Raw genomic sequence first — 15,915 nt, 5'->3', positions numbered from 1 at the left:
ATTACAAGCGCCTTATTTGCCCGCCGTACACTGCGGGCATGTCGGATTTCCTGCTGCAGTCCCCTGAAACAGATGCCATGCTGCACCGCCCGTGCACCGCGGTCGCCGTTGTCATGCGCCGCGAGCGCATCGACAACCGCTGGCAGCCCTGGCGCTGGGAACTGGCCGACATCGTCCCCCACGAAGACGCCTTTGGCGCCGCGCCGCGCCTCTTGCTGAAAGACGAGCGCGAAGAGCGCTGGCTGCACCCCGGCTTCAAGGTCGAGCTTTTCACCGACGACGCCGAAGGCTACTACCTCAATGCCAGCACCGGGCAGCCCTGCTTCTGGGTGGTCTGGCGCATGGAAGAAGAGGCCCTGCTGGCCGATGAACCCATCGCGATTCCGCAGATCGTCACCTTGAGTTACCACGATGCCGGGCGGTGGCTGGATGCGCAGGAAACGGTGGAGCAGGTGCCCGCGCCGCCGCAGGTCGTGCAGTGGCTGCAGCAGTTTGTGGACCAGCATTACGTGCTGGAGGCCAAGCGCCGGCAGCGCCCGCAGAGCTTTAAGCCGCTGACGGACCGCTTCGGTAATCCGGCGCGGGTCAGCACGGAAAAGAAAGCCGGCGGAGGCCAGCATGGCTGACGAACCGAAGGGCTTTTTGGGGCGATGGTCCCGCCGCAAGGCCGACGCTGTGATGGGCAAACCACTGGAAGAACCGGTTGTGGCTGCACCACCGGCAACGGATGCCAACGCGCCCGCCCTGCAAGTCCAGACACCCCAGGAACCGGCGCAAAAATCACCGGAAAATCCGCCGGAAAAGAAAGCGCTCACGCTGGCCGACGCCAGGCTGCTCACCAAAGATTCCGACTTCAAGCCTTTTATGGCCGGCGATGTGACGCCCGACGTGCGCAACGCGGCGATGAAGCAGCTCTTTGCCGACCCGCATTTCAATGTGATGGACGGCCTGGACATCTACATCGATGACTACTCCAAGTCCGACCCCATCCCCGAGGGCATGCTGCGGCAGATGACGAGTGCGAAGTTTCTCAATCTCTTTGATGACGATGAGGACAAGGAGAAAGAGAAAAACAAAAGCAGCGCAGAGGACGCGGCAGGCGAAGACCAAGCGAAGGCTGCCGGCCCGCAAGACGACCCCGTCAACCTGCCACGGGAAAGCGCCAATAACCCCACGGGCGAAACCGTGGCACAGTCCTATGAAAATCCGGACATAGCCCCCTCGCAAACGCCAGGCGCTTTATCAACCAGCCAATCCCAGCCCGACCCGGCCGGTGCCAGCCAAGAAGACCATGCCCACACTGATTTGCGACTGCAACCAGACCATGCCGCTCCAGCCACAGGCGCTGGGCACGGCACTTAACGAGACCCTGACGCTGCATTCGGCGCTGTGCCGCCGCGAGGTGGGCGCCTTCCAGAAGGCCGCGCAGTCCGGCGACGATGTTGTCGTAGCCTGCACCCAGGAGAAGCGGCTGTTTGCCGAAGTGGGCGAGCAGACCCAGGGCGTCACCTCGGTGGTGAAGTTCGTCAATATCCGCGAGACCGGCGGCTGGAGCAAAGACGCCGCCGGCGCCACGCCGAAAATCGCGGCCCTGCTGGCCGCGGCCCACCTGCCGGACGCCGAACCGGTGTCCACCGTCACCTACAAAAGCGCCGGGCGCCTGCTCATCGTGGGCGCACTCGACCAGGCAGAGCAGGTGGCGGCGCTTGTGGCCGACACGCTGGACGTGACCATCTTCGCCCAGGGCGTTTCGTCCCAGGCGCAGGCCGGGTTTCCCTCGCAAGAACGCAAATATCCTGTGATCAGCGGTGAGCGGCTCGCGCTCAAAGGCTGGCTGGGTGCGTTTGAGGCCAGCTGGGACAAGACCAACGCTATCGACCTGGACCTTTGCACACGATGCAATGCCTGCGTCGCCGTGTGCCCCGAAGGCGCCATCGACCTGAGCTACCAGGTCGATGCAGCCAAATGCACATCCCACCGTGATTGCGTAGCCGTATGCAAGGTGGCCGGTGCCATTGACTTCAACCGCGCATCGCAAACACTCGCGGAAGCGTTTGACCTGGTGCTCGACCTTGCTGCTAAACCCCTGGTCGCGCTGCACGCGCCACCCCAAGGCTACTTTGCCCTGAATGTATCCGCCGGCCTGGCCTCACCCGGCCTGCTGGCCACGGTGGTCAAGCTGCGCGACATGGTCGGCGAGTTTGAAAAGCCCAAATTCTTCGCCTACAAGCAAAAGCTCTGCGCCCACAGCCGCAATGAAACCGTGGGCTGCAATGCCTGCATCGACATTTGCTCGGCAGGTGCCGTTAGCAGCGAGAAAAGCAGGCAGCAGATCGTCGTCAACCCCAATCTCTGCGTGGGCTGCGGCGCCTGCACCACCGTGTGCCCGACGGGGGCGCTCACTTACGCCTACCCGCGTGCCAGTGAGCAGGGCGTGCGCATCAAGACCCTGCTGTCGGCATATGCCAAAGCCGGCGGCACGCAACCGGTGCTGCTGTTTCACAGCCAGGACAGCGGCCAGCAGGCGGTCGAGGCTCTGGGCCGCACTGCGCGGCTGCAAAAAACCGTGCGGGGCGTTCCGGCCAATGTGATCCCGCAGGCGTTGTGGCACACGGCCAGCGTGGGCCTGGATTTGTGGCTCAGCGCCATTGCCTTTGGTGCGTCCCAGGTCGCCGTGCTGGTGACGCGCGAAGAGGCGCCTGCTTACCTCGAAGGCCTGGCGGATCAAATGCGGGTCGCGCAAACTCTGCTCAATGGCCTGGGCTATGCGGGCGTTCACTTTCATCTGATGCACGCCGGCGAAGGCGCTGACGCCGTGGCCGGGCTCGATGCCAGCCTTCAGGCGCTGGCGCGAGGCCGTCCCACAGTGCCCGCCCCTGCGGCGCGTTTTGCTGTGGCGCAGGAAAAGCGCAGCACGCTCGACATGGCGCTGGACCACCTCATGGGCCAGGCGCCCGCCGCCTTGCCCGAGGCGATCGCGCTGCCCGCCAAAGGCTCGCCCTTCGGCAGCCTGACCGTCAACGCCGACACCTGCACGCTGTGCCTGAGCTGCGTGAGCGCCTGCCCCGCCAGCGCACTGCAAGACAACCCGGACCGCCCCCAGCTCAAGTTCATCGAAAAAAACTGCGTGCAGTGCGGCCTGTGCGCCACCACATGCCCTGAGGATGCCATCACGCTGCAGCCGCGCCTGTTGCTCACACCGCTACGCAAAGAGGCGCGCGTGCTCAACGAGAGCCAGCCCTACCAGTGCATACGCTGCAGCAAACCCTTCGGCACGCTCAAGGCCATCGAGTCCATGCTCGGCAAGCTCGCGGGGCACGCGATGTTCCAGGGTGCGGCCGCCGACCGCCTCAAGATGTGCAGTGACTGCCGCGTCATCGACATTTATTCCGCCGACAACGAGCTCAAGATCACCGACATCCGGTGAGCCCAAAGAACCAGACGCCACCATGACGCAAGCCCAACTTACCGCCTCTACCCTGGACGAAGAAACCGCGCGGGCCGAAGTCTATGGCTTGCTGGCCGCGCTTTACTATTCGGCACCCTCCGCAGAGTTGCATGAAAACCTCCGCGTTGCCGTGACTGAGGCACCCGCCGCAGGAGGCTTGCTCGAAAGTTCGTGGGGCGAACTCGTCGCAGCCGCCCGCGCACACAGCCTGGCCGACATCACTCGCGAACACGACGCCCTGTTCGGCGGCGTCGGCAAACCCGAGGTGTACCTCTTTGGTTCGCACTACCTCAGCGGTTTCCTCAATGAGAAGCCGTTGGCGGCCTTGCGCACCGACATCGCCGCGTTAGGCCTGGCACGTGACGAGACCATGCCCGAGACCGAAGACCATGTGGCCTACCTGTGCGAAGTCATGCGCTACCTGATCGCCGGCGACGATGTCGAGGTAGCCAATTTGACACGCCAGCGAGAATTTTTCGCGCGTCATGTCCAGCCCTGGGTGCCGCTGATGTGCGATGCCATCACGGCGCATCCCAAGGCGCGTTTTTATGCCGCGCTCGCGGCCTTTACCCAGACCTTCATCAGCGTTGAGGCGCAGGGCTTCGACATGCTGGCCTGAGGGATGCATGAACTTTTTTTTCTCAAAATGAGACAGCTTTTGAATGGCCAGCCGGCCAGAGCCGCCGAGTCTGACAATAAGATCGCCTATCGTTTTCCCTAGACTTGGACGTTGAGCGGCGCTAACCATTGTGGTGCGCAGCGCTCTGCCTTACAGTACTATGCAAACGGTTACATAGCCAGCAAGCCTTCCCCTGGAGATCACCATGCAGGACAGCCAGCCAAAACCCTCACGCAGGGGATTCTTTTTCGGCGCAGCCGCCACAGGCGCGGCAGCCGCGGCCATCGTCGCGTTGCCCGGCGCACCTGCGCTTCAAGCCGAGCTTCCAGAGCCCAAGCCGGCCCCTGAAAAAGGCGGCGGCTACAGCCTCTCGGAACACGTCAAGCGCTACTACAAGACCACCCGCATCTAGATAGCCCTGGCTTCCAGTTCCGCCCGACCGGCCCCCCCGATTTCACCTTCTACGGAGAGCTTCATGCTGCTCACGAAAAAATCTTCTGATGTCCATCCCGTGCATCGCGCGGGTTCCGCGCGCTTTGTGCAAAGCCTGTCGCGGGGCCTGTCCAATGCGCTGCCCACCATGGACCGCCGCGCCTTCCTGCGCCGCTCCGGCCTGGGTGTCGGCGTCGGCCTGGCCGCTACGCAATTAACCCTGGTCAAAAAGGCCAAGGCCGCCACACCGGGCGCTGGCGACGGCACGGGAAAGATCGAAGTCAAGCGCACCGTCTGCAGCCATTGCTCTGTCGGCTGTGCGGTCGACGCCGTAGTAGAGAACGGCGTCTGGGTCCGCCAGGAGCCGGTGTTTGATTCGCCCATCAACCTTGGGGCCCATTGCGCCAAGGGCGCTGCCCTGCGCGAGCACGGCCACGGCGAATACCGCCTGCGCTATCCGATGAAGCTGGTGAACGGAAAATACGAGCGCATCAGCTGGGACGTCGCCCTGAAGGAAATCACCGACCGCATGCTGGAGCTGCGCAAGGCCAGCGGCCCTGACTCGGTGTATGTGGTGGGGTCGTCCAAACACAACAACGAGCAGGCCTACCTGCTGCGCAAGTGGATGAGCCTGTGGGGCAGCAACAACTGCGACCACCAGGCCCGCATCTGCCACTCCACCACGGTGGCCGGCGTCGCCAACACCTGGGGCTACGGCGCCATGACCAATTCGTACAACGACATGCAAAACAGCAAGGTCGCCCTGTACATCGGCTCCAACGCGGCCGAGGCCCACCCCGTCAGCCTGCTGCACATGCTGCACGCCAAGGAAACCGGCTGCAAGATGATCGTGGTCGATCCGCGCTTTACCCGCACTGCCGCCAAGGCCGACGAATACATCCGCATCCGCTCCGGCTCCGACATCCCCTTCCTGTTCGGCATGCTGTATCACATCTTCAAGAACGGCTGGGAAGACAAGAAGTACATCAACGACCGTGTCTACGGCATGGACAAGGTCAAGGAAGACGTGCTGGCCAAATGGACGCCCGACAAGGTGGAAGAAGCCTGTGGCGTGCCTGAGGCGCGTGTCTACATGGCTGCTGAGATGATGGCCAAGAACCGGCCGTCCACCATCGTCTGGTGCATGGGCCAGACCCAGCACACCATCGGCAACGCCATGGTTCGTGCTTCGTGCATCCTGCAGCTGGCGCTGGGCAATGTCGGTGTTTCCGGCGGCGGTACCAACATCTTCCGCGGTCACGACAACGTGCAGGGCGCCACCGACGTCGGCCCCAACCCCGATTCGCTGCCCGGCTACTACGGCCTGGCCGAGGGCTCCTGGAAGCACTTCGCAAAGATCTGGGGCGTCGAGTTCGACTGGATCAAGGGGCGTTATGCCTCCGCCGCCATGATGGGAAAACCCGGCATCACGGTCTCGCGCTGGATCGACGGCGTGATGGAGAAAAACGAATTCATCGACCAGGACTCCAACCTGCGCGGCGTCTTCTTCTGGGGCCACGCGCCCAACTCACAGACGCGCGGCCTGGAAATGAAACGCGCGATGGACAAGCTGGACCTGCTGGTGGTGGTGGATCCGTATCCATCGGCCACCGCCGCCATGGCGGCCATGCCCGGCAAGGCCGAAGACCTCAACCCCAACCGCGCGGTGTATTTGCTGCCGGCCGCCACGCAGTTTGAAACCAGCGGCTCGGTGACGGCTTCCAACCGTTCCATCCAGTGGCGCGAAAAAGTGATCGAGCCGCTCTGGGAGAGCCGTACCGACCACATGATCATGCACCAGTTCGCCGAAAAGCTCGGCTTTGCCAGAGAGCTTTCCAAGAACTACAAGATGCAAAAGGTCAAGGGCATGGACGAGCCCGTGCCCGAAGACATCCTGCGCGAGATCAACAAGACCTGCTGGACCATCGGCTACACCGGCCAGAGCCCGGAGCGCCTCAAGGCGCACATGCGCAACATGCACCTGTTCGACGTCAAGACCCTCAAGTCCAAAGGCGGCGTTGACAAGGCAACCGGCTACGACACCACGGGCGATTACTTCGGCCTGCCATGGCCCTGCTACGGCACGCCCGAGATGAAACACCCGGGCTCGCCCAACCTGTATGACACCTCCAAACATGTGATGGAAGGCGGCGGTAACTTCCGCGCCAACTTCGGCGTGGAACGCGAAGGCAAAAACCTGCTGGCAGAAGACGGATCCCATTCCAAGGGTGCCGACATCCAGACCGGCTACCCCGAGTTCGACCACCTGCTGGTCAAAAAACTCGGCTGGTGGGACGAGCTGACCGATGCCGAGAAAACCGCCGCCGAAGGCAAGAACTGGAAGACCGACTCATCGGGCGGCATCATCCGCGTTGTCATGAAGAACCATGGCTGCCATCCCTTCGGCAATGCCAAGGCGCGCGCCGTGGTCTGGAACTTCCCCGACGCCATTCCGCAGCACCGCGAGCCGCTTTACGGCAACCGGGCCGACCTCATGGCCAAGTACCCGACGCACGACGACAAGAAAGCCTTCTGGCGCCTGCCCACGCTGTACAAAACCATCCAGCAAAAGAACATCGCCGACAAGGTGCATGAGAAATTCCCGTTGGTCATGACCTCCGGTCGGCTGGTGGAATATGAAGGCGGCGGCGAAGAAACCCGCTCCAACCCCTGGCTGGCCGAACTGCAGCAGGAGATGTTCATCGAGATCAACCCCAAGGTCGCAGCCGAAAAAGGCATACGCAACGGCGAACGCGCCTGGGTCAGCACCCCCACCGGCGCACGCCTCAATGTGCAGGCCCTGGTGACCGAGCGCGTGGGGCCTGACACCGTGTTCATGCCTTTCCACTTCTCGGGCCGCTGGCAAGGCGCCGACATGCTGGCGTACTACCCGAATGGCGCGGCACCGGTTGTGCGCGGCGAGGCAATCAACACGGCAACAACATACGGCTACGACAGCGTCACGATGATGCAAGAAACAAAAACGACGGTCTGCAACGTCGAAAGGGCATAAACATGACCCCCACGCTTTTCACTTCGTGTAATGCGCTGCCCCCCGAGGGGGCCGCTGCGCCTGCGGCCCGGCAAAGCCGGTTCCGCGGCCCCTGCTTGGGCAGAGCCCCGCGCAAGCTTCCGATCAAACGGTTTTCTCTGGAGACGTCATGGCACGCATGAAATTTGTTTGTGATGCGGAGCGCTGCATCGAATGCAACGGCTGCGTCACCGCCTGCAAAAACGAAAATGAAGTCCCGTGGGGTGTGAACCGCCGCCGCGTGGTCACACTCAACGACGGTGTTCCCGGCGAGAAATCCATCTCGGTGGCCTGCATGCACTGTAGCGACGCCCCCTGCATGGCCGTCTGCCCTGTCAACTGCTTTTACCGCACCGACGAAGGCGTGGTCCTGCATGACAAGGACGTCTGCATTGGCTGTGGCTACTGCTCCTACGCCTGCCCGTTCGGCGCACCGCAGTTCCCGGCTGCCGGCACCTTTGGCGTGCGCGGCAAGATGGACAAGTGCACCTTCTGCGCCGGCGGCCCTGAAGTCAACGGCAGCCAGGCCGAGTTTGAAAAGTACGGCCGCAACCGCCTGGCCGAAGGCAAGCTGCCGGCCTGCGCCGAAATGTGCTCAACCAAGGCCCTGCTCGCCGGCGACGGTGATGTGGTCGCCGACATCTTCCGCAACCGTGTGGTGCAACGCGGCAAGGGCGCCGAAGTCTGGGGCTGGGGCACGGCCTACGGATCCAAACAGGCCGGTCAGCCGCCCGCAGGAGCCAAATCATGATGCGCCTTCTTGTCTGGACCCTCTCCTTGTCGGCTTTGTCGGCCTGCGGCGAAAAACCGCAAACCCTGGGCAGCGGTGTGAAAAGCGACGGCGCCGCCTACCAGGGCGTGCAAACCCAGTTTGCGGCGCCAGGCTGGAAGGCCGGCGACAAGACCAGCTGGGAGCAAGGCCTGAAGGCCCGCGCGCAGAACAGCCAGAACGAGTACAACAAGATCGGTAGCTCGAAATAGTGACCGGAGGCCTTATGTATCGTGCGCGAACAGCTATATTTTTCATAGCGGCCAGCCTGGCGGGACTTGCCTGCGCGCAGGCGCCTGCGGCTCCGCCGGCCACCGCCGCGCCTGCTACCGCTCCCGCCGCCACCGGCGGCATCCAGGGCCAGAACATCTTTGAGGTCAAGCCCGAGGCCAGCGCCGACCCCAACTACGCCAAGCAGACCAATGGTGAACGCGCAAAAGTGCAACCGGGCAACAACGCGCCCATGTGGCGCCAGGTGGGCGAGGGCGTCACCGGCTACAGCAGCCTGCCCAAGAGCGAAGCGCCCGAAGCCGGCAACCTGATTCAGCCCTTTGTGCAGTACCCCGGCTCACGCCTGACCAACGCCGGCGAAGCCTGGCGACAGGTGCGCAACAACTGGATCATTCCCTATGGGGGCTCGCTGTTCCTGATCGTGCTGTTGGCCATCGCGATTTTTTACTTCAGCAAGGGTTCGATCAAAATCCACGGCGTCGACACCGGCCGCAAGATCGAACGATTCACGCCGTTTGAGCGTGCCGCGCATTGGTCCAACGCGATCGCGTTCTGCATCCTGGCCATCTCAGGTCTGGTCATGGCGTTTGGCAAATTCTTTCTGCTGCCCGTGATCGGTGGCGCGCTCTTCGGCTGGCTGACCTGGACCCTCAAGACCATGCACAACTTTGCCGGCCCGCTGTTCGCGGTGTCGCTGGTGATCGTGTTCCTGACCTTCCTGCGCGACAACTGGCCGCAAAAGGGCGATCTGCACTGGCTGGCCAAAGGCGGTGGCCTGATCACGGGCGGCGAAGAACCGCCTTCGAACCGTTTCAACGCCGGCGAAAAACTCATCTTCTGGGGCGGCGTGTTCTTCCTGGGCATCGTGGTGGTGTCGTCGGGCTTTGTGCTCGACAAGCTGCTGCCCGGCCTGATCTATGAGCGCTCGACGATGCAGGTCGCACACATGGTGCACGCCGTGGCCACCGTGCTCATGATGTGTTTGTTCCTCGGTCATATCTACCTCGGCACCATCGGCATGCAGGGCGCCTACAAGGCCATGCGTACAGGTTACGTCGATGAGACCTGGGCCCGTGAGCACCACGAATACTGGTATGACGATGTCAAAGCCGGGAACATTCCGGCCCAACGCAGCAAGCCTGTTGACCCGCCCGGCCAGACGGCGCAGGCATAAGCCCCGAAGAGTTGTAGTGAGGAATCCCATGAAAAAAATTCTGATCATGAGCTTGCTGGCCGCCGCATCGGCCGCGTCGCTGGCCAAACTGCCCGCCCTGAGCGACGAAGCCAAGGCCAAGGCCGCAGAAGCGGCCGCCAAGACCGCCTGGACCGGCAAGCTGGAGGCCTACCAGCTGTGCAAATCGCAAGACAAGGTCGCCGCCAGCTATTACAAAACGGCCAAGGCCACCGGCAAAGAGACCAAACCGCCGACGCCGGCACCTGCTTGCGCGGACCCCGGCCCCTTCGCCTACACCCCGCCTGCAGCAAAGCCGATCGAAGCGGCCGGCGCGCATTCACCCGCAGGCAACGCTACCAGCCCGCCCAGTACCAAGCAGCCCGATGCGGTTGGAAACCCCGCCAAGAAGTCTTGAGCCATCCTGCTGAGTCGTTTCGTTTCCCAAAAAGCCGACCCCGCGAGGGGCCGGCTTTTTTGTTGTAGTCTTCCCTCATGCCCGCCTCGACACCCCCTCTTTCACGTCCGCAAAGCCTGCCCCGGCTGACCAACGCCCAGGCGCCCCTGACCTGCGAGGTTGATGCCGTCAATGAATATGGCGAGGCGCACAAGGTCGCCATCCCCGCCGAGCGCGCCCTCACGGTGTATGTCGACAAGCGCGAGCTTGTGACGCTCATGACATTGGGCGCTCACCCCGAGTTGCTGGTGCTCGGCTACCTGCGCAACCAGCGGCTGGTCAAGGATGTGACCGATATCGAGTCCATCACCGTCGACTGGGACGTGGGCGCGGCTGCCGTCAAGACACACCACGGCATTGAAGACATTGAAGAGAAAACCTCGCGCCGTGTGGTCACCACGGGTTGCGGGCAGGGCAGTGTGTTTGGCGGCCTGATGGACGAAGTCGACAGCATCGTGCTGCCCGCTGATGCACGTATTACCCAGGCCCAGTTGTATTCCCTCGTCAACACCATACGACTCAAGGAAACGACGTACAAATCCGCCGGCTCGGTGCATGCGTGTGCATTGTTTGCGATGACGGCGGGCGACCCTGAAATGCTGCTCTTCGTGGAAGACGTGGGCCGCCACAACGCCATAGACACCATCGCTGGCTGGATGTCCATGCAAGACAGCCCATCGGTGAATGAGGCGAACAAAGTTTTCTACACCACAGGCCGCCTCACCAGCGAAATGGTCATCAAGTCCGCGCAGATGGGGGTGCCCATTGTGGTCTCGCGCAGCGGCATCACGCAGATGGGCCATCAGGTCGCGCAGTCAGTCGGCCTGTGCGCGATTGGCCGCGCCACCAACAAGCGTTTTGTCTGTTATGCCAACCCGCAGCGGCTCAAGCTGCAGCCAGAACTGGCTGGCCCCCGCCCTCGCAATGTGGGCGCTGAGCCCTGAATCTGCCGTGGCATGATGCCGCCATGCACGACGCCCACGTCCAACACACCTCGCCTGGCATCCCGGAACCCTTGCTGAGCCCGGTGGACTGCGGCCGTCCTGATACCTCTGGCCGGCTGAGCACACTGCGCTGGATACTGGAGGGAGTTCGTGCTGCGTTTTTCCTATCTGTCCGCGTGGCGGGGAAAACGCCGACGCCATTGCAGGTGATGGGCATTGTGATGCTGGCCGCAACCATGGAAGTTGCGTTGATGCGGCTGGAAATTGCAGGCCCCGCGGTGTTTAACCTGCAGGCCTGGTTGTCGACATGGTGGACGATCGGGTTGGGCGTTGGCCTGGCGTGGTGGGCTTTTCCTGCTTCGGCAGTTGTGCCTGCCCCTGAAGCGGACGAGCCGGTTCCCGGTGACCAACCGCCTCGCGGTGTGGCGGCCTTTTTCGCGCTGTGGCTGGCAGCGGGGCTGCCCAATGTGCTGCTCGCCCAGGGCGTGGTTGCTGCGATTGCGCACGGCTGGATCAAGGCGGCGGTGTTTTCCGCTCCCTGGTTTTACTGGGCGTTGTATGCGGCGGTGACAGCCTGGGCGCTTGGCGTGAGCCTTTTCCTCTTCGTGCGTTTCGCCGGATGGACCTGGCGGACTGCCGTATTTGCGCTGGTCCTGCTGGCAACCACAGGCGTGTCCGCCTGGCAATTCGAGGCGCGTACCTGGGGGGTGGACTACGCGAGCCAGGCCACTGAAGACAGCCGGCCCCGCCTGCAGCTGAGCCAGCAGGTTTTTGAAGAGCAGCAGGCGCTGATGGAAAAGACGATGGCCGCCATCGAGCCGCAGCGCCGCGGTATCACCGACGTCTACGGCCTGGTGTTTGCTCCTTATGCCGCGGAAGATGTGTTCCTGCGGGAAAGCAGCATGGTCAGCCGTGTGCTTGCCGATCGCTTCGATGCCGAAGGCCGCGTGATGCACCTGGTCAACCATGCCAGCACCGTGCAAACCCATCCCTGGGCCACCACGCTGAATTTGCAGCGCGCCATCGACGCACTGGCCCAGCGCATGGATCGCGACAACGACGTGCTGGTGGTCTACATGACTTCGCACGGCGCCAGCGACTTCAAGCTGGCCGCCTCCCACTGGCCGCTGCAGGTACCGCCGCTCAGTCCCGGCGAGCTGCGCGAGGCGCTCGACAACGCCGGTATCCGCCACCGCGTCATCGCGATATCGGCCTGCTATTCCGGCGGCTGGATCGAGGCGCTGGCCAGCGACACCACCCTGGTCATGACGGCGGCCGACGCCACCCATACCTCTTACGGTTGTGGGCGCCTGTCCGAACTCACCTTCTTCGGCCGCGCCATGTTTGACGAGCAGTTGCGCAAGACACATTCTTTTGAGCAGGCTTTTTCCCGTGCCGTTCCGGTGATCAGGCAGCGCGAAATCGACGCCGGCAAGGATGACGGCTTTTCCAACCCGCAGATCAGGGCGGGAACTGGCATCGGGCCCGTGCTGCGCGCGCTGGAGCAGCGGCTGGATGCCTTGCCGGGCGCTCCGGTTTCGGCCCCAGCTCCAGCCCCGGTGGTGGCGGGACCCGGCTTCAAAACGTCTCCATAACCCTCCGCTAAATCCCTGGCAAATCCCGGCCATGATGCCGGGATGCGGACTTTGCGTTATGGTCTGCGCATGAACACCCTTTTCCTCAAGCTCGGCTGGAAAACCCTGTTGCGTGATCTGCGCGCCGGCGAGCTGCGCCTCCTGATCGTCGCGGTGACCCTGGCGGTTGCTGCGCTCACCGCGGTCGGTTTTTTTGCCGATCGCCTCAAGGGCGGCCTGCAACGCGATGCCCGTCAGCTGCTGGGCGGTGACGCCGTGATCCGCAGTGACGGCATCACACCGGAAGCCTTCATAGCCAAGGCGCAGGCGCTGGGCCTGAAGGCGATTTCCACCGTCACCTTTCCCACCATGGGCCGCGCCACCGACGCTGATGGCGGCGCCAGCAAGCTGGTGGCTTTCAAGGGGGTGCCGGAAGGTTATCCGCTGCGCGGCAGCATGAAAATCGCCGACAGCCTGGACGGCCCCGGCGAAGACACGCGGGAGGTGCCGGCTCCTGGCACGGCCTGGGCCGACGCTTCGCTGCTCGACGCGCTGGGCCTCAAGCTCGGCCAAGCCCTGTTGATGGGCGACGCCAGCTTCAAGGTCACCCGCGTCATCGTGCAGGAGCCCGACCGCGGCGCCGGGTTCATCAGCTTTTCTCCCCGCGTGATGATCAATCAGGCCGACGTGGCCGCCACCAACCTGATCCAGCCCGCCAGCCGCACCAACTACCGCTTTGCTGTGGCCGGCGACGACAAGGCCGTCAAGGCCTATGTGAAATGGGCCGCAGACGAGATCAAGAAACCCGGTGCAGAGTCCGGCATCCGCGGCGTGCGGCTGGAGTCGCTCGAATCGGGCAGCCCCGAGATGCGGCAGACGCTGGACCGCGCCGAAAAATTCCTCAACCTGGTGGCCTTGCTGGCGGCCCTGCTGAGCGCGGTGGCCGTGGCCATCGTCGCGCGCGGTTTCGCCACCAAGCACCTGGACGACTGCGCCATGCTGCGCGTGCTGGGCCAGCCCCAGCGCACCATTGCGCTGGCCTACACCTTTGAGTTTGTCGTCGCCGGCATGCTGGCCAGCGCGCTTGGCGTGGCGCTGGGTTTCGCCGTGCATTACGCCTTTGTGCTGCTGCTGGCCGGGCTGGTTGAAACCGCGTTGCCGGCGGCCACCTGGTGGCCCGTCGTGTTCGGCATGGGCATGGGCCTGACGCTGCTGCTGGCCTTTGGTCTGCCGCCGGTGCTGCAGCTGGCGCAGGTGCCGCCGCTGCGCGTCATTCGCCGCGACGTCGGCAACCTTAAACCCGCGTCAATGGCGGTGCTGGGCGTGGGTGTGGCCGGCTTTGCGGCCCTGCTGGTCGCTGCCAGCAGCGACCTTAAGCTGGGCCTGATTGCCGTCGGTGGTTTTGCCGGCGCGGTGCTGGTGTTTGCCGTGGCCAGTTTTGCCGCCGTCAAGCTGCTGCGCGCCAGCGTCAACGAAGTCACCGCCCCGCGCTGGCTGGTGCTGGCCACGCGGCAGCTGTCTGCCCGGCCCATGTATGCCGTGGTGCAGACCAGCGCCCTTGCGGTCGGCTTGCTGGCCCTGATGCTGCTCGTGCTGCTGCGCACCGACCTCATCAGCAGCTGGCGCAAGGCGACGCCGCCCGATGCGCCTAACCGTTTTGTCATCAACGTGCAGCCGGAGCAGGGCGAGGCTTTCCAGAAAGCGCTGCGCGATGGCGGCGTGAAGAAGTTCGACTGGTACCCCATGATCCGCGGCCGTCTGGTGGCGGTCAACGGCAAGGCCGTCACGCCCGACGACTTTGAAGACGATCGCGCCAAACGCCTGGTGGACCGCGAATTCAATTTGTCCAACAGTGCCGACATGCCCGGTCACAACCAGGTCACCGGCGGGCGCTGGACAGGCGGCGAAAAAGATGCCGTGAGCGTGGAAGACGGCCTGGCCAAAACGCTGGGCCTCAAGCTAGGCGACTCACTGCGGTTTGACATCGGCGGCCAGCTCAGTGAAGCGAAGATCACCAGCCTGCGCAAGGTCGACTGGGGCTCCATGCGCGTCAATTTCTTTGTGATGTACCCGGTGGCGCAGCTCCCGGCCGATGTGCCTGTGTCCTTCATCAGCGCTTTTCGCGCACCCGAGCCGCCAGCCGCCGTGCCTGGCCAGCCGCATGCCCAGAGTTTTGACAACACGCTGGTCAGGGCATTTCCCAACATTACCAATGTCGACATGAGCAGCACCCTGGCGCAGGTGCAGCGCGTGCTCGACCAGGTGATACGCGCGGTGGAATTTTTGTTCGGCTTCACGCTGGCCGCGGGCCTGGTCGTGCTCTTCGCCGCCATCACTGCCACGCGTGAAGAGCGCGCCCGTGAATTCGCCATCATGCGGGCCGTGGGTGCGCGTGCTTCGCTGCTGCGGCAGGTGCAGCGGGCTGAATTGGCGGGCGTTGGTTTGCTGGCTGGCTTTCTGGCTTCCATCGTTGCGCTGGCGGTGGGCTGGGGTTTGGCTCGCTTTGTGTTTGACTTCAGCTGGACTGGTTCGTGGACGGTGCCTTTGGTGGGCAGCCTGGCGGGGGCTTTGCTGGCACTGGCGGCGGGGTGGTGGGGGTTGAGGTCGGTTTTGAATACGCCAGTGGTGGAGACTTTGCGGAAGGCGCAATAACGGCTCTTCCAATTCCCCTCTTTGCTGAGGCTGGGTTGATTTTCAGGACGTGTTTTTTGCTGAGGGTTGCTGGCCGGGGGTAGCCCGGCAGCTACTCACTTTTCTTTTGCTTCGCCAAAAGAAAAGTAAGCAAAAGAAAAGGCGACCCTGCTGTCTGCGACCCTACGCTTCGCTACGGGCAACCTGCGGTGCTCGGTTCAGGCGGGGTCTCGCTCGAACTCGCCTTCGGCTCAGACAATCGCGATCCCTGATCCGCCTGACCCTGCGCTCCTCGGCGCAGACAGAAGGGGTGGGGAGAAGAAATACCCAACAGCCGAAGACAGAACCCGGAATACCAGAAGAAACCAGGACTCGCCCTGGCGAGTCTTGGTTGGTATTTGTCTTTGGTATTCGGTCCCCGTTCCCGATTGGCCCTTGTGGATGCGCCGAGGAGCGGAGGTCCAGACGGACCAGGGCAAAAACTTGTTTGAGCGAAGCGAGTTGTTTTTGACCCCGGCTGGACCGAGCACCGCAGGTTGCCCGCAGCGAAGCGTAGGGACGCAGGAACCAGGGTCGCCTTTTCTTTGGTGACTTTCTTTTGGCGAAGC

13 protein-coding genes are annotated in these 15,915 nt (G+C 63.4%); all 13 read left to right on the top strand.

What is annotated here, in order from left to right; genetic code table 11:
* The first annotated feature begins 38 nt into the window (after positions 1-38).
* The 13 genes from AC1DWQ_RS11565 to AC1DWQ_RS11505 all read left to right on the top strand — a co-directional run bounded on the left by AC1DWQ_RS11565 (position 39) and on the right by AC1DWQ_RS11505 (position 15,328).
* Positions 39-626, top strand: a complete 588-nt coding sequence (locus AC1DWQ_RS11565) for a DUF3305 domain-containing protein (protein WP_477669777.1) — start codon at positions 39-41, stop codon at positions 624-626.
* Positions 619-1,362, top strand: coding sequence for a DUF3306 domain-containing protein (locus AC1DWQ_RS11560; protein WP_477669776.1), 744 nt, complete (start codon positions 619-621; stop codon positions 1,360-1,362). Before AC1DWQ_RS11565 ends, AC1DWQ_RS11560 begins: the two co-directional genes overlap by 8 nt.
* Positions 1,292-3,427 carry a 4Fe-4S binding protein gene (locus AC1DWQ_RS11555; protein WP_477669775.1) on the top strand — a complete coding sequence of 712 codons (2,136 nt, stop codon included), beginning with the start codon at positions 1,292-1,294 and terminating at the stop codon, positions 3,425-3,427. Before AC1DWQ_RS11560 ends, AC1DWQ_RS11555 begins: the two co-directional genes overlap by 71 nt.
* A 22-nt stretch (positions 3,428-3,449) precedes the next feature.
* Positions 3,450-4,067 (top strand): TorD/DmsD family molecular chaperone, encoded by a 618-nt coding sequence (locus AC1DWQ_RS11550; RefSeq protein ID WP_477669774.1) that lies wholly within the window; start codon positions 3,450-3,452, stop codon positions 4,065-4,067.
* Between the two features lie 205 nt (positions 4,068-4,272).
* Positions 4,273-4,479: a formate dehydrogenase gene (locus AC1DWQ_RS11545; protein ID WP_457279600.1), complete on the top strand. Its 207-nt coding sequence runs from the start codon at positions 4,273-4,275 to the stop codon at positions 4,477-4,479.
* Between the two features lie 63 nt (positions 4,480-4,542).
* Positions 4,543-7,512, top strand: coding sequence for a formate dehydrogenase subunit alpha (locus tag AC1DWQ_RS11540; protein WP_477669773.1), 2,970 nt, complete (start codon positions 4,543-4,545; stop codon positions 7,510-7,512).
* Positions 7,513-7,660: 148 nt separating this feature from the next.
* Positions 7,661-8,281, top strand: a complete 621-nt coding sequence (fdh3B, locus tag AC1DWQ_RS11535) for a formate dehydrogenase FDH3 subunit beta (RefSeq protein ID WP_477648455.1) — start codon at positions 7,661-7,663, stop codon at positions 8,279-8,281.
* Positions 8,278-8,511 (top strand): hypothetical protein, encoded by a 234-nt coding sequence (locus AC1DWQ_RS11530; RefSeq protein ID WP_477669772.1) that lies wholly within the window; start codon positions 8,278-8,280, stop codon positions 8,509-8,511. The genes fdh3B and AC1DWQ_RS11530 overlap by 4 nt, the downstream gene beginning before the upstream one ends.
* Before the next feature lie 14 nt (positions 8,512-8,525).
* Entirely contained in the window at positions 8,526-9,704 is a 1,179-nt protein-coding gene (locus tag AC1DWQ_RS11525) for a formate dehydrogenase subunit gamma (protein WP_477669771.1), read from the top strand.
* A gap of 28 nt (positions 9,705-9,732) precedes the next feature.
* Positions 9,733-10,119: a hypothetical protein gene (locus AC1DWQ_RS11520; protein WP_457279595.1), complete on the top strand. Its 387-nt coding sequence runs from the start codon at positions 9,733-9,735 to the stop codon at positions 10,117-10,119.
* 77 nt (positions 10,120-10,196) lie between these two features.
* Positions 10,197-11,102, top strand: coding sequence for a formate dehydrogenase accessory sulfurtransferase FdhD (locus AC1DWQ_RS11515; RefSeq protein WP_477669770.1), 906 nt, complete (start codon positions 10,197-10,199; stop codon positions 11,100-11,102).
* Between the two features lie 23 nt (positions 11,103-11,125).
* The gene (locus tag AC1DWQ_RS11510; RefSeq protein ID WP_477669769.1) at positions 11,126-12,697 is read left to right on the top strand and encodes a C13 family peptidase; all 1,572 of its coding nucleotides are present in this window, start codon (positions 11,126-11,128) and stop codon (positions 12,695-12,697) included.
* Between the two features lie 69 nt (positions 12,698-12,766).
* Positions 12,767-15,328: an ABC transporter permease gene (locus AC1DWQ_RS11505; RefSeq protein ID WP_477669768.1), complete on the top strand. Its 2,562-nt coding sequence runs from the start codon at positions 12,767-12,769 to the stop codon at positions 15,326-15,328.
* Positions 15,329-15,915 lie beyond the last annotated feature (587 nt).

The organism is Polaromonas sp. P2_G11, from assembly GCF_056403595.1.
Note: the sequence above shows the minus strand (reverse complement) of the source record. Positions and strands in the feature narration are given on the sequence as shown.